We start from the raw sequence: 23,792 nt of genomic DNA on the forward strand, positions 1-23,792 counted from the left end.
CCGATACGCCCTGCGCCATCCACGGGACCACGCCCCGCGAAGCCGGACCCGCAGACGGTCCCGAGCGTGCCGCACGGTCCCGGACGCCGACCGACGGCCGAGCACCGGTTTCCTCCGGTTCACGGCCCCTGCCGGACCCCGATCAGCGCCCCGGCCCGGGTGTCCGGCCCGGGCGTCTCGCCCGGCCGCGCACCGGCGGGCCTACGACCCACCGGCACCGTGCCGGACCCGTTCGCCGCGCTTCTCCAGGAGCGGGCGGAGTGATCGCGTGGCCGTCAGGACCGGCTCCCAGCCGTCCGGCCCCGGCGGTACTCCCCCGCCTCCTGGCCTTCCTGGACGCGCCGGCCGAGACGGCGTGAGCTGGACGCGGCCCTGGTACGCCCACAGGGCCCGACCCGTCCGGCGGGGACGGATCGGGCCCTGCCGGACGGGTCACCCCACGGACGAGTAGGCGACCACGCCCCGCAGCAACTGGTCGACCGCCTTGCGCGCGGCCTTGGCCACGGTCGACCCCTCCGAGGAAGCTGCGGCGGAGATCTGCCCGAGCACGTCGATGACCTGCTTGCACCACCGCACGAAGTCCCCGGCCGGCATCTCCGCCTCCCGCAGCACCTCGTCGAGCCCCTTGCCGGACGCCCACATGTACGCGGCCCAGGCGAAGCCGAGATCCGGCTCCCGCTGTCCGACGCCCTCGGTCTGGTTGATCCGGAACTCCTCCTCCAGCCCGTCGAGCCGGCCCCAGATCCGGACCATCTCGCCGAGCACGGCCTTGGCCTTGCCGGAGGGCAGCTTCGGCGCCATGGCGTCGTCGCCGACCCGGGCCTCGTACACCAACGCGGAGACGCAGGCGGCGAGTTCGGCGGGGGCCAGCCCCTCCCAGACCCCCTCGCGCAGGCATTCGCTGGCCAGCAGGTCCAGTTCGCCGTAGAGCCGCGCGAGCCGCTTGCCGTGCTCGGTGACCTCGTCGCCGCGCAGATAGTCCAGCTCGGTCAGCAGGGCCACGATCCGGTCGAAGGTCCGCGCGATGGTGTTCGTACGGCCCTCGATGCGCCGCTCCAGCTGCGAGGTGTCGCGCAGCAGCCGGTAGTAGCGCTCGGCCCAGCGGGCGTGGTCCTCACGGTCGTTGCACCCGTGGCAGGGGTGCGCCCGGAGCGCCGTCCGCAGCCGTGCGATCTCGCGGTCGTCGGCGGCCTGGGACCGCTTCTTTCGCGCCCGCTCCGGCGGGATGTGCCCGGCCTTGGTCCGCAGCGCGGAGGCGAGGTCCCGACGGGACTGCGGCGAGCGCGGGTTGAAGGTCTTCGGGATCCGCATCCGGTCCAGCGGCTCGACCGGCACCGGGAAGTCCATCGACGCCAGCCGCTTGACCTGCCGTTCGGCGGTCAGCACCAGCGGTCGCGGCCCGTCGTGGTGGTCGAAGCCGCGGTGGCCGTTGGACCGGCCCGCGGGCAGACCCGGGTCCAGGACCAGGGCGAGGCCCGCGTACTTGCCCGTGGGCACATGGATGACATCGCCCGGCTTCAGCTTCTCCAGGGCGACGGCGGCCTCGGCCCGGCGCTCGGCGGCGCCCTGCCGAGCCAGCTCGGTCTCCCGGTCCTTCAGCTCGCGGCGCAGCCGCGCGTACTCCTCGAAGTCGCCGAGGTGACAGGTCATCGAGGCCTTGTAACCGGCCAGCCCCTCCTCGTTGCGCTGCACCTGGCGCGAGATGCCCACGACCGACTTGTCGGCCTGGAACTGGGCGAAGGAGGTCTCCAGCAGCTCGCGCGAGCGGTGCCGGCCGAACTGCTCGACCAGGTTGACCGCCATGTTGTACGACGGCTTGAAGCTGGAGCGCAGCGGGTACGTGCGCGTGCCCGCGAGACCGGCGAGGTGCTCGGGGCTCATGCCGCGCTGCCACAGCACCACGGCGTGACCCTCGACGTCGATGCCCCGGCGCCCGGCCCGGCCGGTCAGCTGGGTGTACTCACCGGGCGTGATGTCGGCGTGCTGCTCGCCGTTCCACTTGACGAGCTTCTCCAGCACCACCGAGCGGGCGGGCATGTTGATGCCGAGCGCGAGGGTCTCGGTGGCGAACACGGCCTTGACCAGGCCGCGTACGAACAGCTCCTCCACGACCTCCTTGAAGGTCGGCAGCATGCCCGCGTGGTGGGCGGCGATGCCGCGCTCCAGGCCCTCCAGCCATTCGTAGTAGCCGAGGACGTGCAGGTCCTCGGTCGGGATGGAGGCGGTGCGCTCCTCGACCAGGGCGCGGACCTGCTCCCGTGCCTCCTCGTCGTTCAGCCTCAGGCCCGCGTACAGGCACTGCTGGACGGCGGCCTCGCAGGCGGCGCGGCTGAAGATGAAGGTGATGGCCGGGAGCAGGCCCTCGGAGTCGAGCCGTTCGATGACTTCGGGGCGGCCCGGGGTCCACACGCGCGAGCGCTGTCTGCGCTCGCGCTCCCGGTCGGCCTCGCGCATCGCCCGGCCGCGCCTGCGGTCCTGGTACGACGGCCGGGTGGCCTCCATCCGGGCCAGCCGGACCAGGTCGGGGTTGACGGCCTTCTTGTGGCCCTCGCCCTCCTCGAACAGGTCGTACATCCGGCGCCCGGCGAGCACGTGCTGGAACAGCGGCACGGGCCGGTGCTCGGAGACGATCACCTCGGTGTCGCCGCGGACGGTGTCCAGCCAGTCACCGAACTCCTCCGCGTTGGACACGGTGGCGGAGAGCGAGACCAGGGTCACCGACTCGGGCAGGTGGATGATCACCTCCTCCCAGACGGCGCCGCGGAAGCGGTCGGAGAGGTAGTGCACCTCGTCCATGACCACGTAGCCGAGGCCGAGGAGGGTCTGCGAGCCGGCGTAGAGCATGTTCCGCAGCACCTCGGTGGTCATCACGACCACCGGGGCGTCGGAGTTCACGCTGTTGTCGCCGGTGAGCAGGCCCACCTTCCCGGTGCCGTAGCGGCGGCACAGGTCGGCGTACTTCTGGTTCGACAGCGCCTTGATGGGTGTCGTGTAGAAGCACTTCTTGCCCTGTTGCAGGGCGAGGTGGACGGCGAACTCGCCCACGATCGTCTTGCCCGAGCCGGTGGGGGCGGCCACCAGGACGCCCTTCCCTGCTTCGAGCGCCTGGCAGGCCTCGATCTGGAAGGGGTCGAGGCCGAAGTCGTACATCTCGCGGAAGGAGGCGAGCGCGGTGGCCTGCTCGGCTGCCCGCCTGCGGGCTGCCGCGTACCGCTCGGCCGGTGAGAGGTCCTCTGTCATCGTACTTTCGAGCGTACCGGGCCCCACTGACAACAGGACGATCATTATCCGGATCACCTTCCGGACGACAGCCGGAGGGTAAGAAGAACGGAAGAATCACGAGGGCCCGCCTGCCGGGCGGCCGGTGGGACACGAATGCCCCCGTCCTCGGGGGGCGGGGGCATCGCGTGGCGGCTCGGTGAGGTCAGGTCACGTCGTCGTATCCGTTGACCCGGTCGGTGCTCGTCTGCTCGGGCAGGGCCCGGTTGGCCGAGACGGGCTCGACGTCGCCGATGTCCTCGGGCGTGAGGTCCAGCTCGGAGGCCTCGTCGTCCGCGGGGCCCGCGTCCTCGCGCCGGCGCTTGCGCCTGTCGTTGAGCAGCGAGAAGGCGACCGCGCCGAAGTACAGCACCCAGATCGGCCCGGCGAGGGCCAGCATGGACAGCGGGTCGGTGCTCGGGGTGGCCACGGCCGCGAAGACCGTGATGCCGAGGATCATGGCGCGCCACCAGCCGAGCATGCGCCGGCCGGTCAGCACCCCGGTGAGGTTGAGCATGATCAGCAGCAGCGGCAGCTCGAAGGAGAGGCCGAAGACGACCACCATGCGGGTGACCAGCTGGAGCAGGTCGTCGAGCGGCAGGAAGTTCCTGATGGACCCGTTCGGCGTGAAGTCGATCAGCACCTTCGCGGTGGTGGGCAGCACCTTGTACGCGAAGAACGCACCACCGAAGAACAGCGGGGCGCCGGTGAAGACGAAGGCGTAGGCGTACTTCTTCTCGTGCCGGTGCAGACCCGGCGCGACGAAGGCCCACAGCTGGTACAGCCAGATCGGCGAGGCCAGCACCACACCCGCCGTCAGGGAGACCTGGAGGGCCAGCGTGAACGGGGCGAGGAGACCGTTGATCGTGATCTCCGCGCACTGGTGCTTGCCGCTGGCCTTCGCCAGCTCCGCGAAGGTCGCCGGGCAACCGATCGAGTCGAGGATGGGCCTCGTCAGGAAGTTGATGATGTCGTTGTAGAAGAAGGCGGCGACGACCGTCACGACGACGACGGCCAGCATGGCCTTCGCGAGCCGGTTGCGGAGCTCACGAAGGTGATCCGCGAGGGGCATCCGCCCCTCGGGATCCTTCTCCTTGTTGCGGGCAGGCTTGAGCAACCCACGTCCTCATCTCGTGCGGCAGGCCGGGAGTTTCCGGCCGTGCGTCAGCGCTGGGTGGTGTCCGTCGGCTCGTTGACCGGCCGCGAGCTGGTCACGTCACCGGGGGCCGCCTGGATGGTGCGCTGCGCCGGAGGCTGCTCGCCCGTGGTGGGCGCCTGGGCGGACGTGTTTCCGCCCTCTTCCTTCATCGCCTTGGCCTCGCTCTTGAGGATGCGCGCGGACTTGCCGAGCGAGCGGGCCATGTCCGGAAGCTTCTTCGCGCCGAACAGCAGGATGATGACGACGAGGATGAGAATGATCTCGGGAGCTCCGAGCCTTCCGAACATAAGTCTTTACCTTCTCACCGAGGCGGCTGGGTGGGGTGCTGTCCGACCAGTCGGACATGTGTCCGATGGTCACGCTGGCAGCGATCGTAACGCTCAGGGGTAAACGTGAGGCAATCCCCGTGCGTACTCCCGGTCCACGATGCGGGCCTCGTTCTCCACACCGAGACCAGCAGCGTACCTGTCCCACAGGCCAGCATGACAGGACGAAGTGACGCAAAGCGCTTGCGTCGCTGGTCTCACGGGCACCGTTCGGCAGTGCTCACAGCGCGTCCACCGCGTCGGCCGCGCGCACGGACGCCCGCTCCAGATCCTCGGCAGCCCTGCTGATACGGCGTGCGGAGTCCGCGACCTGCTCCCCGAGGCGCCGCGCCTCCAGGAACACCCGCACGGCCAGCACCCCCAGGACGGCGACACCCAGGAAACCCATCGCTACCGCGAACATCGGCCAGAACATGACGCCGAGCCTAGACCGTGCGCCGACGCGGAGCGCGGGGGGCTACACCGTGGAGTGCAGCCGCAGGGTCCTGACCCCGCCGCCGGTGAGCAGTTCGACGATCCGCTCCCCGGCGGGCTTGCGGACCGCGGCGCCGCAGTCGGGGCAGGTGAAGGAGTAGAACGTCGTCCGGCTGCTGGCGCCGATGGCGAGGCGCAGCGCGCCGGCGGCGAGTTCGAAGCGGCCCCGGCAGTCCGGGCAGCCGGCCCTGAACATCACCGGGACCGCTCTTCTCATGCCGGCGAAGGCGGTCGCCACCGTCATCTCACCCGCACGCTCGCTCACAGGCCTCGCTCCTTCTTCCGGTCGTTCACCAGGCGCGCCGCCGGCAGTGCCGCGTCGTGCCGCTTCGCGTCCGCGGCGCCATGGGGGCTTCTCGCGCGGTTCCCCGCGTCCCTCACAGCCCTGGGCCCGCCGGCGGCTCCCCGTCGTACGCCGCCAGCGCCTCCGCCGCCGCTCTCCGGGCGCTCTCGGCGAGCTCCGGCGGGGAGACGATCCGGCCGTCGCGGCCGAGGCGCAGGGCGAGCCGGCGCAGGGAGGCGGGGTCGGGGGTGCGCAGAGTGATGCGCAGCCCGCCGTCGGGAAGCTCATCGGCGCTGTCGTGCGGGTAGTACTCGGCGACCCAGCGGCCACCGGGGCCGACCTCGACCACGACCTCGGGGTCCTCGGCGGCCGGCTGCACCAGCCCCTCGGAGAGGTCGCGCAGTTCTATCTCGGGCGGGGCCGACGGCGCGTCGAGGACCTTGATCTCGGCGACCCGGTCGAGGCGGAAGGTGCGCCGGGCCTCGGAGCGGCGGCACCAGGCCTCCACATAGGTGTGGCCGACGCTGACCAGGCGGATCGGGTCGATCTCGCGCTCGGTGACCTCGTCCCGGGCCGGGGAGTAGTACCGGATCCACAGCCGGCGGCGCTCGGAGATCGCCCGGTCGACGTCGGCGAAGACTCCGCCCTCGGACTCGAAGGTCACCGACAGCCGGGAGCTGGCACCGGCTGCTTCACCGGCAGCGGCCTCCACCTTGGCGGTGGCGCGCAGCAGGGCCTGCCGGTCGCCCTCCCGCAGACCGGGCAGCGTGGAGACCGCGCGGGCGGCCACCAGCAGGGCGGTGGCCTCGTCGGCGGCGAGCCGGAGCGGTTCGGCCGCCTCCTCGCCGAGCGCGGCCGGGTTGTGCCACCAGATGCGCTCGCCGTCGGTGTCGATGTCCAGCAGGTCGCCACCGCGGAAGCTCGTGCCGCACATGGGCAGCAGATCGAGGTCGGCGACCAGCTCCTCCTCGGTGATGCCGAAGGCGCGCGCCACATCGGCGATCCGGGCGCCGGGGCGCTCTCTCAGATACGTCACCAGGGAGAGCATCCGCCGCGTCTGGTCGATGGCGTTGACCGTCCTGGCCGGTTTGACTGCCACAGTCCCGCTCCCCCTCAGCCCTTGGCCACGGCGCGCAGCCGGTCCACCACGTCGGCCCGCAGCTCGGCCGGCTCCACGACCACCACGTCCGGCCCGAACTCCACCAGCCAGGCGTCCAGGCCGTGCCCGTACGGAATCTCCAACTCGTCCCAGCCGTCGCCGAGTTCCCGGACCTTGGTGGCCTTCGCCCGAAGGGGGTAACCGGAGCCGGAGCGCAGCCGGATCAGCGCCGAGCGGTCGGCGATCTCACCGGCCCAGCCCGCGACGGTCTCGCGTACGGTGACGACGTCCGGCACGGGCGCGGTGAAGCCCGTGCCCCGGGAGCGGACCTTGCCGGTGATCCGGGAGAGCCGGAAGACGCGCTCGGCGCCCCGGTCACGGTCGAAGCCGGCCAGGTACCAGTGGCCGCGCCAGCACTCCAGCGCCCACGGTTCGACGTGCCGGGGCTCGGGGCGGGCGGCGGAGGCCTTGCGGTACTCGAAGACCACCGGGCGGCGGTCGCGGCAGGCCAGCATCAGCGGCTCGAAGGCGGCCTCGTGCACGGGGATGCGCGGCTCCAGGGCGCCGTGCGCCCCGTAGGGGTCGACGTCCTCGGGGAGCCCGGCGGCGCGCAGCTTCTGCAAGGCGCCGCTGGCGGCTCCGGCCAGCCGGGCCTGCTGCCAGACCTTTGCGGCGAGGCCGAGGGCGGCGGCCTCCTCGGCGTCCAGGGTGATGGGGGGCAGGCGGTTGCTGTCGCGGCGGGCGAGGTAGCCGACCTCGCCGTCGAGGTTCTCGACGGTCGCGATGACCAGGCCCAGTTCCCGCAGGTCGTCCTTGTCCCGCTCGAACATGCGGTTGAAGGAGTCGTCGCTGCCCGCTTCCAGGTAGGCCTCGATGGACTCGCGCAGCTCCCGCTTGCTGAGCGGCCGCCGCGTCCCGAGCAGACACAGCGCGAGGTTCATCAGCCGCTCGGCCTTGGCAATGGCCATCGACGCCCTTCGCCTTCCCTATGGTGCTTCCGACCGATGACCGTACCGCTCCGTGGGGCGGTGACAAAAGCCGAGGGCCCATGCCCGAGCAGGCATGGGCCCCAGGTGATCGGTTCCGGTCGGACCCGGCCGGCCGATCGGGTGCGGATCAGACGCCGAGCAGGTCGACCACGAAGATGAGCGTCTCGCCGGGCTTGATCGCCGGGGTCGGGCTCTGGTTGCCGTAGGCGAGGTGGGCGGGGATGGTCAGCTGGCGGCGGCCACCGACCTTCATGCCCTGCACGCCCTGGTCCCAGCCCTTGATGACCCGGCCGCCGCCCAGCGGGAAGCGGAACGGGGTACCGCGGTTCCAGCTGGCGTCGAACTCCTCGCCGGTGCTGAAGGCGACGCCCACGTAGTGGACGGTGACGTTCTGGCCCGCCTGCGCGACCGGTCCGTCGCCCTCCCAGATGTCCTTGATCTCCAGGTCCGCCGGGGGCTCGCCGCCCGGGAAGTCGATCTCGGGCTTGTCGATGCTCACGTCAAAAGCTCCTGCTTGTGTACGACACGGAACGTGGACAGTCTTTCATCATCGCGGGCCTCCCGCCCGCCCCGGAGCTCCCGGGCGTCACATGGCCGCGAGGATGTCCACGGTGAACACGAGCGTGGAGTCCTTCTTGATGACTCCGCCGCTCGGCGGGTTGCCGCCGTACCCCAGGTCCGGCGGGACGACGATCAGGACCCGGCTGCCGACCTTCTTGCCGGTCAGGCCCTGGGCGAGGCCCTTGACCGCCTGCTGCATCTGCTCCAGCGAGAACTGGCTGAGCCGGCCGGAGCCGTACGTCCGCTGGAAGGTCTTGCCGCCGTCCCACACCAGGCCCTGGAACTGGCACAGGACCGTCTGGTCGGCCTTCAGCTCGGGGCCGTCGCCCTCCAGGACGTACTCCGACACGAGCTTCTTCGGCGGGCCGGCCTTCGGCACGGTGACCTTGGGCACCTGGCCGTCGGTGTTGGTGGCCACCTTCGGCAGGGCGGCGTCGTGCTGCGGGACCGGCGTGCCCTTGGCCGAGCTCTTGGAGTTGAAGGAGTCGATCAGGTCGATGACGAAGACCAGGGTGTCGGTGCCCTTGATGCCCGCCTGCGCGTTGCCCTGCGTGCCGTAGCCCCAGGTGGGCGGGACGGCGATCTGGACGCGGCTGCCGGTCTTCTTGCCCGCGAGGCCGTACCGCCAGCCGTCGATGATGCCGCCCTGGGCGAGCTGGATGACCAGCGGGCGCTTGCGGTCGTAGGAGTTGTCGAAGACCTTGGCCGTGCTCCAGATCTGACCGAGGTAGTTCGCCTGGATGAAGTCGTTCTCCGCGACCGTGCGGCCACTGCCCGCGATCAGCGTCTTCACCGCGAGGTTCTTCGACGGGTCGCCCGGTCCCTTGGCGACGGTCGGCTTCTCGCCGAACTTCGTGCCCGCCGTGACCGCCGGAAGCGGCCCGTCCACGATCTTGGGCGGGGGCGCGGACGACGCCGAGGCCGAGGCCGACGGTGAGGCGCCGGTCTTGCCGGATTCGGACTTGCCGTCACCGCAGCCGGCGAGTGTGACCAGTCCTGCGGGAACGGCGGCGAGGAGGAGTGAGCGTCGGCGCACGGAAGAGCCTCGTAATCGGTCGATCTTGCGGATGGCGTGCGCGCAACTCTACGACTTGAGCAGGGCGCCGTACGGGAAACGTACGGCGCCCGTGTGGCGTTCCGGCACAGGTGTGCCGAAACGCCTGACCCACCTGCCGGTGACTACATTCCGGCGATGAGCTTCTCCACCCGGTCGTCCACCGAACGGAACGGGTCCTTGCACAACACGGTGCGCTGTGCCTGGTCATTGAGCTTGAGGTGCACCCAGTCGACCGTGAAGTCCCTGCGCTGTTCCTGTGCCCGCCGGATGAAGTCGCCGCGCAGCCGGGCGCGAGTGGTCTGCGGCGGAACCGACTTGCCCTCGAAGATCTTCAAGTCATTGCAGACGCGGGCGGCTTGGCCCTTCTTCTCCAGCAGGTAGTACAGGCCACGACGGCGGTGGATGTCGTGGTAGGCGAGGTCTATCTGGGCGACCCGCGGGTGCGACATCGTCATGTTGTGCTTGGCCCGGTACCGCTCGATGAGCTTGTACTTCATGACCCAGTCGATCTCGGTCTCGATGCGGTCGAGTTCCTCGTTCTCGATCGCTTCGAGGGTGCGGCCCCACAGGTCCAGGACCTGCGCGACCGTGCCGGTGCGGATGCCCCGGCGGTCGCAGAAGTCCACGGCCTTGTCGAAGTACTCGCGCTGCACCTCCAGCGCCGAGGCCTCCCGGCCGCTGGCCAGGCGCACCTTGCGCCGGCCGGTGATGTCGTGGCTGACCTCGCGGATCGCCCGGATCGGGTTCTCCAGGGTGAGGTCGCGCATCACGGTGCCGGCCTCGATCATGCGCAGCACCAGGTCGGTGGCACCGACCTTGAGCAGCATCGTCGTCTCGGACATGTTCGAGTCGCCGACGATGACGTGCAGCCGGCGGTAGCGCTCGGCGTCCGCGTGGGGTTCGTCGCGGGTGTTGATGATGGGCCGGGAGCGGGTCGTCGCCGAGGAGACGCCCTCCCAGATGTGCTCCGCGCGCTGGCTGACGCAGTAGACGGCGCCGCGCGGGGTCTGGAGCACCTTGCCGGCGCCGCACAGCAGCTGCCGGGTGACGAGGAAGGGGATGAGGATGTCCGCGAGCCGGGAGAACTCCCCGTGCCGGGCCACCAGGTAGTTCTCGTGGCAGCCGTAGGAGTTGCCCGCCGAGTCGGTGTTGTTCTTGAAGAGGTAGACGTCGCCCGCGATTCCCTCCTCGTGCAGGCGTCGTTCCGCGTCCACCAGGAGTCCTTCGAGAATGCGCTCGCCGGCCTTGTCGTGGGTGACCAGTTCGATCACGTTGTCACATTCGGGGGTCGCGTATTCCGGATGTGAGCCCACGTCGAGATAGAGCCGGGCGCCGTTTCGCAGAAAGACATTGCTGCTGCGGCCCCATGACACGACACGGCGGAAGAGGTACCGCGCCACCTCGTCAGGAGACAGGCGGCGCTGTCCCCTGAACGTGCACGTGACGCCGTACTCGTTCTCCAGCCCGAAAATGCGGCGGTCCATGAGGGAACATTACGCCCGATCCCCCGAGCTGAAACGGGGTTCGGCAGCACGATTTGGATCATTTTCCGATGAAGCCGCAACGATCCCGCCCCGCGCGGGAGCTGCGAGGACCCGTCCGGTGGCGAGCAGGACCAGCAGCGACACGGCCCCGGCGGCACCCGGCACCGCGAAGCCCCACACGGTGCCACCGGCCTGGACCACCGGCCCCGCCAGGCCCGTTCCGGCCGAGGCGCCCACGGTGAACGTCGTCACGAGCCAGGAGAACGCCTCGGTGACGGTCCCGCTCGGCGCGTGCCGGTCGACGAGGATGAACGCGCAGGCGATGCAGGGCGCCAGGAACACACCGGCGACCACGCTGAGCAACACCATGGCCACCGCGCCCGGCACCAGCACCAGCGGCAGGTAACACACCGCCAGAAGGGCCACCAGCACTCTGAGTCGCCGTTCGGGTGCGCCGCCCCACGCGCGGGCGCCGTAGACGGTGCCGCCGGCCAGCGCCCCGAGGCCCACCCCGGCCATCAGCCAGCCGTACACCGCGTCGCCGCCGTGACCGTCCGCGTACGACACCGAGGCGACCGTGATGGAGCCCAGCGCGATGCCCACGAACAGGAAGGCGGCGAGCAGCGCGAGCAGGCCGGGCGAGCGCAGGGCGCCCAGCCAGTGGGCCTCGCGCGGGGCCGGGCGCCACGCGCGCGAGGGCGGCGAGAGCACCACGCAGAGCGCGCCGAGCACGCCCACCAGGTTGAGCACGAGCAGGGCGGCGCGCTCGTCCCACAGGGCCACGCACAGGGTCACCAGCAGCGGGCCGACGGTGTACATGACCTCCTGCGCGATGGCGTCCATGGCGTACGCGGTGTGCACCTGCTCCTCACGGCGCAGCACGGACGGCCACAGGGCGCGCAGGCCGCCCTCCAGGGGCGGGGCGAACAGGCCGGCCGCCGCGACGGCCGCGTAGGCGAGCGGCAGCGGGGAGGTGCCGGAGAAGGCGAAGAGGGTCATGGCCAGGGCGGCGAGGACGGCCGCGGGCAGCTGGATGCGCGGCTGGCCGTACAGGTCCACGAGGCGGCCCAGCACGGGCTGGCCGACGGCGTTGGCGACCCCGTACACGGCGGCCAGGGCGCCGGCGAGGCCGTAGGTGCCGCCCTCGGCGCGGACGAAGAGCACCAGGGCGATGGCGGCGGTGGCGTTGGGCAGCCGGCCCACCAGGGTGCCGGTGAGCAGCCGCAGCGCGTGCCTCGCCTTCAGGATCTCCAGGTATCCCGTGGCCATGTCCTGCCCTCCGTGGCTCGCCGGGGCGCCGTGACGACCCGAAGTGTTACGTATAACGTCCCTGTTCATACGTACCATGTGCGCATTCGCACGTCCAGACGACCGGGAGTCATGTGGTGTCCCGCAGCAGCACGCGCCCGACCAGCCGGGACGTCGCCCGGGCGGCCGGGGTCTCCCAGGCCGCCGTCTCCCTCGTCCTGGGCGACAAGTGGCGCGGCCGGGTGTCCGAGACCACCGCCGGGCGCGTCCGCGAGGCCGCGCGCGAGCTGGGCTACCGCCCCAACCTCGCCGCCCGCAACCTCCGCCTGGGCCGCACCCGTACCGTCCTGCTCGTGGTGCCCGCCCTGACGACGGAGTTCTTCGCCGGCGTCTACACCGGCGCCGCGCGCGTGGCGGCCGAACACGGCTTCGGTGTGGTGCTCTACCCCTCCCCCGAGGGCGTCGGCCCGGCCCGCGACCCCTTCGCCTCCGCGCAGGCCGCCCTGGACGGCGTCATCGCCTCCTCCATGGCCGCCGACGCCCTCACCGCGATCCGGGGCGACCAGCTGCCCCTGGTCATGCTCGACAGCGACCCGGCGGGCAGCCTGGGCGCCGCGACCGTGAACCTGGACATCGCCGACGGCGTCCGGCAGGTCGCCGCCCACCTGCTGGGCCTCGGCCACCGCCGGGTGCTGCACCTCGCCGCCGACGTGCCCTCCTGGACCTTCGAGGTCCGCGCGAGAGAGCTGGCCGCGCACCTGGCCGCCGCGCCGGGCACCGAGGTCCGTACGGCCCGGGCCCCGATCTCCATCGAGGGCGCGCTCGCCGCCACCGAGGCCGCGCTCACCGCGCCGGGCCCCCGGCCGACGGCCGTGGTCTGCGACGACGACAAGCTCGCCGCCGGTGCCTACAAGGCGCTGCGCCGCCTGGGGCTGCGCGTCCCCGACGACATGTCCGTCACCGGCCTGGACGACCTGGCCCTGGCCACCGCGATCGACCCCGAGCTCACGACGGTACGACTGGACGCCGAGCTGTTCGGGGAACGGGGCATGCGGGCCCTGCTGGCGGTCCTGGAGGGCCGGGAGCCGGAGGGCGGGGACATCCCCGTGGGACTGGTCGTCCGGGGCTCCACGGCGCCGCCAGGCGCGTCGGCGTGAAAGCCGGGTGCCCCGGCCGGATCTCCGGCCGGGGCACCCGGCGACACGTGCGGGAGGCGGCTACTCCTCCTCGGTCTCCTCGGAGCCGTCCGCGCTCTCCGCCTCGGTGCTCGCGCCGTCCGCCGCCAGCAGACGGGCGAGCTGGCGGCCGACGATGCGCTTGAACTTGCGCTTCTGCGGGCGCGTGCGGTCCAGGACGGCGACCTCCAGGCGCTCGGCGGGGATCTCCCGCTCGCTGCCGTTGGTGTCCCGGGACAGGGCCTGCACGGCCAGCTTGAGGGCCTCCGCGAGGCTCATGCCGTCGCGGTGGCGCTGGTCCAGGAAGCTGCTGATCTGCTCGGCGTTGCCGCCCACCGCGACCGAGCCGTGCTCGTCCACGATCGAGCCGTCGTGCGGCAGCCGGTAGATCTGGTCGCCCTCGGGGGTCTCCCCCACCTCGGCCACCACCAGCTCCACCTCGTACGGCTTCTCGGCCGCGGAGGAGAAGATCGTGCCCAGCGTCTGGGCGTAGACGTTGGCCAGGCCGCGGGCGGTGACGTCGCCGCGGTCGTAGGTGTAGCCGCGCAGGTCGGCGTAGCGGACACCGCCGATGCGCAGGTTCTCGTACTCGTTGTACTTGCCGGCCGCCGCGAAGCCGATCCGGTCGTAGATCTCGCTGAACTTGTGCAGCGCGCGGGACGGGTTCTCGCCGACGAAGACGATGCCGTCGGCGTATTGCAGCACGACCAGGCTGCGGCCACGGGCGATGCCCTTGCGGGCGTACTCCGCCCGGTCGGCCATGGCCTGCTGGGGTGAGACATAGAACGGCGTCGACACCGGTTATCCGTCCCTTTCTGTCATGGTCACTGGATCACCTTGATAAGAACCGGGCCCGCGCTCAGAGCAGGGCGGCCTTGGGGCCGTCGGGCTCCTCCAGGCGCCTCTGGAGCACCGCGCGGGCGATCTCGGACGACTCGTCCTCGGTGAGCCGGCGGAAGCCGTCCTCGGTGATCACGGTGATGATCGGGTAGATCCGGCGGGCGACATCGGGACCGCCGGTCGCCGAGTCGTCGTCAGCCGCGTCGTAGAGCGCCTGCACCACGAAGGTGGTGGCCTGCTCCTCGGACAGGTCGTCACGGAACAGCTTCTTCATCGCGCCGCGCGCGAAGATCGAGCCGGATCCCGTCGCCGCGAAGTTGTGCTCCTCGGAACGGCCGCCCGTGACGTCGTAGGAGAAGATGCGGCCCTTCTCGCGGTCGAGGTCGTACCCCGCGAAGAGGGGCACCACGGCCAGGCCCTGCATGGCCATGCCGAGGTTGGAACGGATCATGGTCGACAGCCGGTTCGCCTTGCCCTCCAGGGACAGCTGGGCGCCCTCGACCTTCTCGAAGTGCTCCAGCTCCAGCTGGAAGAGCTTGACCATCTCGACGGCCAGGCCGGCGGTGCCGGCGATACCGACGGCCGAGTACTCGTCGGCCGGGAACACCTTCTCGATGTCCCGCTGCGCGATCACATTGCCCATCGTGGCCCGGCGGTCACCGGCGAGCACCACGCCGCCGGGGAAGGTCACGGCCACGATGGTCGTGCCGTGCGGCGCCTCGATCACGCCCTTGGTGGGAGGCAGCTGCCGGTTGCCGGGCAGCAGCTCGGGCTGGTGCTCGGCGAGGAAGTCCATGAACGAAGAAGATCCTGGCGTCAGGAAGGCAGCTGGTAGACGCCCGGTGCCACGAGAGTTGGCTTCCACGAGTTTCCTTCCAGGTAGGCAACGGCACGACGGCCAACCTCGGGGTCGTCCCTCAATTTGCCGATGGCCGAGTTGCAGTTGAAGCACAGTACGCCACGGACACTACCCGTCTTGTGGCAGTGATCCACATGCACGGGCGGGGCGTCCAGGCAGATCGCACACAGGCCCCGCTGAGAGGCGATCAACGTGTCACGCTCGGCCTCGGTCAGGCCGTAGTTGCGCTTCAGGTGGTGCTCTCGCCCCTTCGCCGCCATGCATGTCTTGCATAGCGTCGCCAGACCGTCTGAGGCACTGCGGTTCCGCGTCCACTCACTGTGCGGCTTGACCTGGCCACACGTACGGCAGAACTTGTGCCCCGGAGGCGCATCCACCCTTGGGCGAACGTTGCGCCCCTTGGCCACCTGCCGTTGCTGGTGATAGGCAGCCGCGCACTCGCGGCAATAGGCCTGCAACCCATCACGCATCGCCTTGTTTCGCGCGAACGCTGCTCGCGGCTTGTGCTGCTTGCACCGCGAGCAGCGCTTCACGCCTTCTTCGGTTGCCACCCCGCCCCCGCAGCCTTCGATTCGAAGGAAGAACTGGCCTACTGGCCGCCCTTTTGAACGAAACTTCGCACGAAGTCCTCTGCGTTCTCCTCCAAGACGTCGTCGATCTCGTCCAGGACGGAGTCCACGTCGTCCGACAGCTTCTCCTGCCGCTCCTTGAGGTCCTCCGAGGCCTGCGCGTCCTGCGCCTGCTCCTCGACCTCCTCGGTGGACCGCGTGGCCTTCTGCTGACCGCCGCCCGTGTCCTTGGTTGCCATAACCCTCACCCCGCTCAGTTCGCCTGCCGATCGGTGATGATCAGACCCTACAAGCCGGGTCCGACATCGGCCCCGCAGTTTCTCCAACGTACGGGGGCCACCCCGATGATTCCCGGGCGGTGGGGTTTCCACCCCGGCCGCCCGGACCCACCGGGTACCCCCCTGGCTCCGCTCACCCGCCGGACAGGACCCTGACCAGGTCTTCCGCGGTACGGCAGCGGTCCAGGAGCTCCTTGACGTGATTTCGCGTTCCGCGTAGCGGTTCCAGGGTTGGAACGCGCTGGAGCGAGTCGCGGCCGGGGAGGTCGAAGATGACCGAGTCCCAGGAGGCGGCCGCGACGTCGTCCGCGTACTGCTCCAGGCAGCGTCCGCGGAAGTACGCGCGCGTGTCCTCCGGCGGCTTCGTACGGGCCCTGTCGACCTCGGACTCGTCCAGCAGCCGCTTCATGCGCCCGCGGGCCGCCAGGCGGTTGTACAGGCCCTTCTCGGCGCGTACGTCGGCGTACTGGAGGTCGACCAGGTGCAGCCGGGCCGCGTCCCAGTCCAGGTCGTCGCGGCGGCGGTAGCCCTCCATCAGCTCCCGCTTGGCGACCCAGTCCAGCTCGCCGGCCAGGCTCATCGGGTCGTTCTCCAGCCGGGTGAGGGTGTCCTCCCAGCGGCTGAGGACGTCCTTGGTCTGGTCGTCGGCGTCGGCGCCGAAGCGCTCCTCCACGTACTTGCGGGCCAGCTCGAAGTACTCCATCTGCAACTGGACCGCGGTGAGGGCGCGCCCGCTGCGCAGGGTGACGAGGCGCTTGAGCGACGGGTCGTGCGAGACCTGGTGGAGGGTGCGTACGGGCTGGTCGACGGCGAGGTCCACGGCGATGAAGCCGTCCTCGATCATGGACAGGACCAGGGCGGTCGTGCCCAGCTTGAGGTACGTCGAGATCTCGGAGAGATTCGCGTCGCCGATGATCACGTGCAGCCGGCGGTACTTCTCGGCGTCCGCGTGCGGCTCGTCGCGGGTGTTGATGATCGGCCGCTTGAGCGTGGTCTCCAGGCCGACCTCGACCTCGAAGTAGTCCGCGCGCTGGCTGAGCTGGAAGCCGTGCTCGTGCCCGTCCTGACCGATGCCGACGCGGCCGGCTCCGGCGAAGACCTGGCGGGAGACGAAGAAGGGCGTGAGGTGGCGCACGATGTCCGAGAAGGGGGTCTCCCGCTTCATCAGGTAGTTCTCGTGCGTGCCGTAGGAGGCGCCCTTGTTGTCGGTGTTGTTCTTGTAGAGGTGGATCGGCTGGGCGCCGGGCAGCTGCGCGGCCCGCTCGGCGGCCTCGGCCATGATCCGCTCGCCCGCCTTGTCCCACAGGACGGCGTCGCGGGGGTTGGTGACCTCGGGCGCGCTGTACTCGGGGTGGGCGTGGTCGACGTAGAGGCGCGCACCGTTGGTGAGGATCACATTGGCCAGGCCGATGTCCTCGTCGGTGAGCTGGCTGGCGTCGGCGGCCTCACGGGCGAGGTCGAAGCCTCGCGCGTCGCGCAGCGGGTTCTCCTCCTCGAAGTCCCAGCGGGCCCGGCGGGCCCGGTGCATCGCCGCCGCGTAGGCGTTGACGATCTGGGACGAGGTGAGCATGGCATTGGCGTTCGGGTGGCCGGGGACGGAGATCCCGTACTCCGTCTCGATGCCCATTACTCGCCGTACGGTCATGCGGCCCTCCTTGCCCGGCGGCACCCTCGGTCGTGGGCGCCGCTCACGTACCGCTGGCGCTCCGGTGCGTGTGCGGTGCCCGTCCCCGCACGGCGCGACTCGGCGGCAGGAACGAGCCTAGAACGCCTTTGCGCTGGTGGGGAGATCATTTGCGTCATTGGCTGCTCCGGTCGTGGCCCGAAAAACAGTCGGCTGCGGGTACCCGCCGAGGGCACCCGCAGCCGCCCTGCCGTTACAGGTACTGACCGGTGTTCGCCACCGTGTCGATGGAGCGTCCGGTGTCCGCGCCCTGCTTGCCGGTGATGAGCGTACGGATGTACACGATCCGCTCGCCCTTCTTTCCGGAGATCCGGGCCCAGTCGTCCGGGTTGGTGGTGTTGGGCAGGTCCTCGTTCTCCTTGAACTCGTCCACGCAGGCCTGGAGCAGGTGGGAGACGCGGAGGCCCTTCTGGCTCTTCTCCAGGAAGTCCTTGATCGCCATCTTCTTGGCGCGGCCCACGATGTTCTCGATCATGGCGCCGGAGTTGAAGTCCTTGAAGTAGAGGACTTCCTTGTCGCCGTTGGCGTAGGTGACCTCCAGGAAGCGGTTCTCCTCGGATTCGGCGTACATGTGCTCGACCGCGGTCTGGATCATGCCCTGGACCGTGGAGCCCTTGTCGCCGCCGTGTTCCGCGAGGTCGTCCGAGTGCAGCGGCAGACGCTCGGTGAGGTACTTGCCGAAGATGTCCTTCGCCGCCTCCGCGTCCGGACGCTCGATCTTGATCTTCACGTCGAGCCGGCCGGGGCGCAGGATGGCGGGGTCGATCATGTCCTCACGGTTGGAGGCGCCGATCACGACCACGTTCTGGAGGCCCTCCACGCCGTCGATCTCGGCGAGCAGCTGCGGGACGATGGTGTTCTCCACGTCCGAGCTGACACCGGAGCCGCGGGTGCGGAAGAGGGACTCCATCTCGTCGAAGAAGACGATCACGGGGGTGCCCTCGCTGGCCTTCTCACGCGCACGCTGGAAGACGAGGCGGATCTGCCGCTCGGTCTCGCCGACGTACTTGTTGAGCAGCTCGGGGCCCTTGATGTTCAGGAAGAAGCTCTTGCCCGCGGCCTGGCCGGTGACCTCGGCGACCTTCTTGGCCAGCGAGTTCGCCACGGCCTTGGCGATCAGCGTCTTGCCGCAGCCGGGGGGGCCGTAGAGCAGGACGCCCTTGGGCGGGCGCAGCTCGTGCTCCTTGAACAGGTCCGGGTAGAGGTACGGCAGCTCGACCGCGTCGCGGATGGCCTCGATCTGGTTGCCGAGGCCGCCGATCTGCTCGTAGCCGATGTCGGGGACCTCTTCGAGGACCAGTTCCTCGACCTCGCTCTTGGGCACGACCTCGTAGACGTAGCCGGAGCGGGGTTCGAGCAGCAGCGCGTCGCCGGGGCGGATGGTGACGTCCAGCAGCGGCTCGGCGAGCCGTACCACCCGCTCCTCGTCGGTGTGCCCGAGCACCAGGGCACGCTCGCCGTCCTCCAGGATCTCCTTGAGGGTGACGATGTCGCCGACGCGCTCGAACTCCATGGCCTCGACCACGTTGAGCGCTTCGTTGAGCATGACCTCCTGGCCGCGCCGCAGCTCGTCGACCTCGACGCTGGGGCTGACGTTCACCCGGAGCTTGCGGCCGCCGGTGAAGATGTCGGCGGTGCCGTCCTCGTTGGCTTGCAGGAAGACACCGAAGCCGGCCGGCGGCTGGGCCAGCCGGTCGACCTCCTCCTTGAGGGCCACGATCTGGTCGCGGGCCTCACGGAGGGTGTTGGCCAGTCGTTCGTTCTGGGCGGACACGCCGGCCAGGTTCGTCTGCAACTCGACGATCCGCTCTTCGAGAATCCTCGTGTGGCGCGGAGAGTCGGCGAGCTTGCGGCGCAGGACGGCGATCTCCTGCTCAAGGTAGGCGATCTGCCCGGCCGGGTCGTCGGACCCGCGTCCCGGGCGGATGCCGCGGTTCATGTCGTCGTCGTGGGCTGCCACGGTCCTCACCTCCTCCAAGGGGAGCTGGACGCTTCCAGACCCTACCTGGGTGGGTGTCGATTGAAACCCCTAGATCACAAAGACTGTCAAGGTGTGTCGTCGGTCACCCGGTGCACACTCCCTCGCACGGAGGGGATACCCACTCAACGTGAGGGGAAAGCAGCTTGTTCCGTGCAGGGCATGGTCGAATCCCTTCATTACTGACCGGAGTTGTCCGCACCCGACCGATCGGCCCGTTTACGGGCAGCACGCAGAGCGGTACGATCATCACGCAGAGCGACGGCTTCGGCGGATGGTGTCACCGCCGCGGCGGCCTGAAGTGATCGACCCGGCCGCCGGTGAACCCCTTTCCCGGTCCGGCGCTGGTACCCGAGCGGGCCGGGCCGGAAACCCCGAACCGGTCCCACACGGCAACAAACCGGGCGGAGGTAGGGTCGGGGGTGTCCAACAGCCGCTGGAGCGGACCCGGCTGGCCCTCGGGGTGCCGGAGCCGCCCGGCGAACCGACGGCAGGAGAGATGACCGTGCAGCAGGAGGCCCCGGGCGGCGAGGCGCTGGAGGTCTGGATCGACCAGGACCTGTGTACCGGCGACGGGATCTGCGCCCAGTACGCCCCCGAGGTGTTCGAGCTGGACATCGACGGGCTGGCCTATGTGAAGGGCGCGGACGACGAGCTGCTCCAGGCCCCCGGGGCGACCACGCCGGTGCCGCTGCCGCTGCTGACCGACGTGGTGGACTCGGCGAAGGAGTGCCCCGGGGAGTGCATCCACGTACGCCGGGTTTCGGACAAGGTCGAGGTGTACGGGCCCGACGCGGAGTGAGCCCGGTTCAGACGCTCCGGGTCCCGGCCGGGGTGGAGCGGAGGAAGGCGCTGCCGTTCCACCGCCACGAGGCCGGGGTCTTCACGTCCGGGCAGCAACTGGGCACGGCGTCCGAGGAGTAGCCGAGCAGCGTGGCGGAGACCGCACGCGCGCGGAGCGCGAAGTCGGTGACCGTGAGCCGCTCCTTCGGTTCGACGAGGGTGGCGACCACGCGGGGCTTGCCGCCGTCCGCGGAGCGGGTGAGGACGTAGACCCCGTCGGGCGGGGTGCCCATGGGGGCGTCGCAGTGCACCACCGCGACGGTCTCCGGTCTGCCGTCGCCGTCCAGGTCCCCGGTGGCCTTCTTGACGACCACCGCCTTCACGGGGCCGCAGTCCAGCGGGAACCGCACTCCGGCCGTGCCGGGCGGCGCGACGGCCGCGGCGGCGGACCTGCCCCTGGCGGCGGGGGCGGACTGGGCGGCCGTGGCCGATCCGGGCTGGACGACGGAGGAGAGGGCCACGACACCCGCGACGGCCGTGGCGGTGGCGACCCAGTGGATGGGCCGGGTCTGGGTGTGCGCGAGCTCCGGAACGGCGGATTGCTGCACGAGGAGCGTCTCCTGTGAGGGCTGTGCCGGTGGGATGGGCTGCATGGTGCCACACGTCACAGTGCGCGGGAACGGCGGGGTCCGGGATTCCCGCCGGATCCCGCGCAGGCCGCACGCGCGCGCGTGGGAGGCGTCGCTGCTGGTGCCGGGTCAACGAAAGGGCGCCGTGGCCGAGTTCCCGGATGCGGTCGGGAACTCGGGCACGGCGCCCTCGCGTTGTACCGGTGTGCGCCCGGTCAGCGGCCGGCGCCGCCGTCGGCGTTCGGTCCGGCGTAGTCCTCGCCGTAGGCGCCCTTGGCGGGGCGGCGGCGGCGCATGGGCGGCTCGACGCCGTCCGCGAGGCGGCGGGCGGTCAGCAGGAAGCCGGTGTGGCCGATCATCCGGTGGTCCGGGCGGACGGCCAGGCCCTCGATGTGCCAGTTGCGGATCATGGTCTCCCAGGCGGTCGGCTCGTTGAAGCAGCCGATCTCCCGGATGGACTCCACGGTCCGGGCGAGCTGGGTGGTGGTGGCCACGTAGCAGCACAGGATGCCGCCCGGGACGAGCGCCTTGGAGACGGCCTCCAGGCACTCCCAGGGGGCGAGCATGTCGAGGATGACGCGGTCGACGTCGGTGTCGGACAGGTTGTCCTGGAGGTCGCCGACGGTGAGCTGCCAGGCGGGGTGCGGGCCGCCGAAGTAGCGCTCCACGTTCTGCCGGGCGATGTCGGCGAAGTCCTCGCGGCGCTCGTAGGAGTGCAGCATGCCCTGGTCGCCGATGGCCCGCAGCAGGAAGCTGCTGAGCGAGCCGGAGCCGACGCCGGCCTCCACGACGCGGGCGCCGGGGAAGATGTCGGCGAAGGCGAGGATCTGCCCCGCGTCCTTCGGGTAGACGACGGCTGCCCCGCGGGGCATGGACAGGACGTAGTCGGGGAGCAGGGGGCGCAGCGCGAGGTAGGCGACGTTGCCGGTGGTCCGGACAACGCTGCCCTCGGGAGCGCCGATCAGTTCGTCGTGCGGGAAGGAGCCCTTGTGGGTGTGGAAGTTCTTCCCGGCTTCGAGCGTGAACGTGTAGTGGCGACCCTTGGGGTCGGTCAGCTGTACCTGGTCCCCGACCTTGAAGGGCCCGCGCCTGCGGGCGGCACCGGTCGGTTCGGACATGTGACCAGCCTACCGGTTCCCTGCCGGGGGCTTGACCGGCGGAGGGGGTGGGGGGCGAGCGTGCGTACGGACGGTGCGGGCCGGGTGCGGCCTGGCGTGCGGTTCCCCGCGGTCCTCGCGGGGCGCCCCGGCTCCGGGCGCTGTCAGGCCGGCCTTGCCATCGCCCTGACGAAGGCCCGTTCCACGTCGGCGGCCGACAGGACGCCGTAGATCTCGCCGGTCTCCTCGACCACCAGGTACTCGGTGGCCGGGGTGGCGCGCAGCACGTCCAGCAGTTCTTCACCGGCCAGCTCGGCGGAGACCCGCATGCCGTCGGTCAGCTCCTGGGCGAGGCCGCTGACGGCGACCCAGGGACGGCGGTGCTCGGGTACGCCGACGATGGCGGCCTCGCGGACCAGCGAGAGCGGGGTGCCGTCGGCGTCGACCACGACCAGGGCGCGGGCCCCGGCGGCGTTGGCGCGGCGCAACGCCTCGGAGAGCGGGGTGTCGTTCTCCACCGGCACGGCCCGCCGGGTGAGGGTGCGGGCGCGCAGCTCGGGGAGGTGTTCGCGCAGCCGGGCCATGCGCAGGCTGTTGCCGGCACCGGTCCAGATGATCGCGGCGAGGATGGCGGCGAGCAGGGCGTCGGTGACGGTGTCCATGCCGCCCACGTCCTCACTGCTGCCGCCGAAGGCGCCGGACTGGTTGAGCAGGGGCAGGCCGATCAGGACGGAGACGGCGAGGGCGCGGCCGACCCAGGCGGCGGCGACCGTGCCGGTCATCGGCTTGCCGCTGATCTTCCAGACGACGGCGCGGAGCATGCGGCCGCCGTCGAGGGGGAGGCCGGGCAGGAGGTTGAAGATCGCCACGATGAGGTTGGAGACCATCAGCCCGGCCAGCAGGACGCCGGGCACGGTGCCGGGCTCCACCGGCTTCATGGCGAGGTAGAACAGGCCGGCCAGGACGAGGGAGAGCAGCGGGCCGACGAAGGCCAGCACGAACTCCCGGCCCGGGGTCTCGGCCTCCTTCTCGATCTCCGAGACGCCGCCGAAGAACTGGAGCTGGATGCGGCGCACCGGGAGCTTGAAGCGGATCGCGGCGACGGTGTGGGCCAGCTCGTGGACCAGGACGGAGGCGTAGAAGGCGACCGCGAAGAAGAGGGAGACCAGGTAGCGGGCGGCGCCCAGCTCGGGCAGCACGCGGTCGAGCTGTCCGCCGAAGACCCAGGTGATCAGCGCGGCGACGAGGAACCAGCTCGGCGCGACGTAGACGGGGACGCCGAAGGGGCGGCCCATGAGGATGCCGCCACCGGGTTCCTTGGGCCGCGGCTCGGGCGGCTCACCCTTGGCGATGCCGGAGTGGGCGAGGGAACGGTGCTCGGGGGCGGCAGCGTGGTGCGTGGGGGTGTGGGCGGGGGCGGGCCGGGGGGTGTGGTCCGGGGTCCGGTGGTGCGGCTCGGGCGGGACGGGGACACCGGGTGCGCTCTCCGCGTCGGGCGTGGGGGCCGCGGCCGTGCCGGGGGTGCTGCCGCTCGTACGGTCGTCCGTACTGTTCCCCTCGCCCGTGCCGTCGCTGCCGGGACTGCCGTTCCGGTCGCCCGTGCCGTCGGTACCGGGACTGCCCGCCGTGGCCTCTTCCGTCGGCCGGCCGGCGGCGCCGTCGCGTGCGGTGGGCGTCGGTGCGGACTCCTCCGTGCCGTTCCCGGCCCGGTCGGCGCGCGGGGGTCCGGGCTCCGGGCCTGGGGGGTCGGTGGGTCCGGTCGCCGGGGCCGTAGGGTCAGCGGAGTGCTCGGCCGGCTCGTCGTTGCCGGACCGCGGCTGCCCGCTTCCGCCGCTCACGTCCACGGTGTCCCCTCGTTCGAAGCGTCCTTCCGCACCTGCCGGACGGAAGGGTCTCCTGTCGATGGTATGCGGCCCTGGTGGCACGTATCGCCCCGGCACCCCCTGTGTTCGCCCCGAGGAC

The 23,792-nt window shown here is 70.9% G+C and carries 22 protein-coding genes; 2 read left to right on the top strand and 20 right to left on the bottom strand.

Features of this window, described 5'->3' with window-relative positions:
- Positions 1-432 precede the first annotated feature (432 nt).
- The 11 genes from IE294_RS03810 to IE294_RS03860 form a co-directional block, all read right to left on the bottom strand.
- Positions 433-3,285, bottom strand: coding sequence for a DEAD/DEAH box helicase (locus IE294_RS03810; RefSeq protein ID WP_189882241.1), 2,853 nt, complete (start codon positions 3,283-3,285; stop codon positions 433-435).
- 139 nt (positions 3,286-3,424) lie between these two features.
- Positions 3,425-4,375, bottom strand: a complete 951-nt coding sequence (tatC, locus tag IE294_RS03815; RefSeq protein ID WP_189882243.1) for a twin-arginine translocase subunit TatC — start codon at positions 4,373-4,375, stop codon at positions 3,425-3,427.
- Between the two features lie 47 nt (positions 4,376-4,422).
- Positions 4,423-4,704 (bottom strand): Sec-independent protein translocase subunit TatA, encoded by a 282-nt coding sequence (gene tatA / locus IE294_RS03820; protein ID WP_014671678.1) that lies wholly within the window; start codon positions 4,702-4,704, stop codon positions 4,423-4,425.
- A gap of 259 nt (positions 4,705-4,963) precedes the next feature.
- Positions 4,964-5,158, bottom strand: coding sequence for a hypothetical protein (locus IE294_RS03825; RefSeq protein WP_189882245.1), 195 nt, complete (start codon positions 5,156-5,158; stop codon positions 4,964-4,966).
- 42 nt (positions 5,159-5,200) lie between these two features.
- Positions 5,201-5,461, bottom strand: a complete 261-nt coding sequence (locus IE294_RS03830) for a hypothetical protein (RefSeq protein WP_037630432.1) — start codon at positions 5,459-5,461, stop codon at positions 5,201-5,203.
- A 133-nt stretch (positions 5,462-5,594) separates the two neighbouring features.
- A complete protein-coding gene (locus IE294_RS03835; protein ID WP_189882247.1) occupies positions 5,595-6,599 on the bottom strand; it encodes a helix-turn-helix transcriptional regulator in 1,005 nt (334 codons plus the stop codon).
- 14 nt (positions 6,600-6,613) lie between these two features.
- Positions 6,614-7,567, bottom strand: coding sequence for a helix-turn-helix transcriptional regulator (locus IE294_RS03840; protein WP_189882249.1), 954 nt, complete (start codon positions 7,565-7,567; stop codon positions 6,614-6,616).
- A gap of 148 nt (positions 7,568-7,715) precedes the next feature.
- Complete coding sequence (locus IE294_RS03845) at positions 7,716-8,087, bottom strand: FKBP-type peptidyl-prolyl cis-trans isomerase (RefSeq protein WP_014671683.1); 372 nt, start codon at positions 8,085-8,087, stop codon at positions 7,716-7,718.
- Positions 8,088-8,174: 87 nt separating this feature from the next.
- Positions 8,175-9,185 (bottom strand): FKBP-type peptidyl-prolyl cis-trans isomerase, encoded by a 1,011-nt coding sequence (locus IE294_RS03850; protein WP_189882251.1) that lies wholly within the window; start codon positions 9,183-9,185, stop codon positions 8,175-8,177.
- 143 nt (positions 9,186-9,328) lie between these two features.
- Positions 9,329-10,690 (bottom strand): Pup--protein ligase, encoded by a 1,362-nt coding sequence (pafA, locus tag IE294_RS03855; RefSeq protein ID WP_030653997.1) that lies wholly within the window; start codon positions 10,688-10,690, stop codon positions 9,329-9,331.
- Between the two features lie 9 nt (positions 10,691-10,699).
- Positions 10,700-11,959: an MFS transporter gene (locus IE294_RS03860; RefSeq protein ID WP_189882253.1), complete on the bottom strand. Its 1,260-nt coding sequence runs from the start codon at positions 11,957-11,959 to the stop codon at positions 10,700-10,702.
- Positions 11,960-12,075: 116 nt separating this feature from the next.
- On the opposite strand from IE294_RS03860, the gene IE294_RS03865 reads away from it, so the two are divergent.
- Complete coding sequence (locus tag IE294_RS03865; RefSeq protein WP_189882255.1) at positions 12,076-13,095, top strand: LacI family DNA-binding transcriptional regulator; 1,020 nt, start codon at positions 12,076-12,078, stop codon at positions 13,093-13,095.
- Between the two features lie 60 nt (positions 13,096-13,155).
- Here the strand turns inward: IE294_RS03865 and prcA are convergent, their stop codons facing one another.
- The 6 genes from prcA to arc all read right to left on the bottom strand — a co-directional run bounded on the left by prcA (position 13,156) and on the right by arc (position 19,303).
- The gene (gene prcA / locus IE294_RS03870; RefSeq protein ID WP_189882257.1) at positions 13,156-13,911 is read right to left on the bottom strand and encodes a proteasome subunit alpha; all 756 of its coding nucleotides are present in this window, start codon (positions 13,909-13,911) and stop codon (positions 13,156-13,158) included.
- A 61-nt stretch (positions 13,912-13,972) separates the two neighbouring features.
- Positions 13,973-14,818, bottom strand: a complete 846-nt coding sequence (prcB, locus tag IE294_RS03875; RefSeq protein ID WP_189882260.1) for a proteasome subunit beta — start codon at positions 14,816-14,818, stop codon at positions 13,973-13,975.
- A complete protein-coding gene (locus IE294_RS03880) occupies positions 14,770-15,363 on the bottom strand; it encodes an endonuclease VII domain-containing protein (RefSeq protein ID WP_189882262.1) in 594 nt (197 codons plus the stop codon). The genes prcB and IE294_RS03880 overlap by 49 nt, the downstream gene beginning before the upstream one ends.
- 38 nt (positions 15,364-15,401) lie before the next feature.
- Positions 15,402-15,620 carry a ubiquitin-like protein Pup gene (locus tag IE294_RS03885; protein WP_016325855.1) on the bottom strand — a complete coding sequence of 73 codons (219 nt, stop codon included), beginning with the start codon at positions 15,618-15,620 and terminating at the stop codon, positions 15,402-15,404.
- A gap of 172 nt (positions 15,621-15,792) precedes the next feature.
- Entirely contained in the window at positions 15,793-17,304 is a 1,512-nt protein-coding gene (dop, locus tag IE294_RS03890; protein ID WP_359833000.1) for a depupylase/deamidase Dop, read from the bottom strand.
- A 232-nt stretch (positions 17,305-17,536) separates the two neighbouring features.
- Positions 17,537-19,303 (bottom strand): proteasome ATPase, encoded by a 1,767-nt coding sequence (gene arc, locus IE294_RS03895; protein WP_189882264.1) that lies wholly within the window; start codon positions 19,301-19,303, stop codon positions 17,537-17,539.
- 517 nt (positions 19,304-19,820) lie between these two features.
- Between arc and IE294_RS03900 the strand changes: the two genes are divergently transcribed.
- Positions 19,821-20,123, top strand: coding sequence for a ferredoxin (locus tag IE294_RS03900; RefSeq protein WP_041665048.1), 303 nt, complete (start codon positions 19,821-19,823; stop codon positions 20,121-20,123).
- Between the two features lie 7 nt (positions 20,124-20,130).
- On the opposite strand, the gene IE294_RS03905 is transcribed toward IE294_RS03900, so the two are convergent.
- The 3 genes from IE294_RS03905 to IE294_RS03915 form a co-directional block, all read right to left on the bottom strand.
- On the bottom strand, positions 20,131-20,712 hold the full coding sequence (locus IE294_RS03905) for a hypothetical protein (protein WP_189882266.1): 582 nt from the start codon (positions 20,710-20,712) through the stop codon (positions 20,131-20,133).
- 236 nt (positions 20,713-20,948) lie between these two features.
- Positions 20,949-21,851, bottom strand: a complete 903-nt coding sequence (locus tag IE294_RS03910) for a tRNA (adenine-N1)-methyltransferase (RefSeq protein ID WP_014671696.1) — start codon at positions 21,849-21,851, stop codon at positions 20,949-20,951.
- A 143-nt stretch (positions 21,852-21,994) separates the two neighbouring features.
- Positions 21,995-23,674, bottom strand: a complete 1,680-nt coding sequence (locus IE294_RS03915) for a site-2 protease family protein (RefSeq protein ID WP_189882268.1) — start codon at positions 23,672-23,674, stop codon at positions 21,995-21,997.
- Positions 23,675-23,792: the final 118 nt, after the last annotated feature.

It is taken from the genome of Streptomyces canarius, from assembly GCF_014650735.1.
Taxonomy (GTDB): domain Bacteria; phylum Actinomycetota; class Actinomycetes; order Streptomycetales; family Streptomycetaceae; genus Streptomyces; species Streptomyces olivaceoviridis.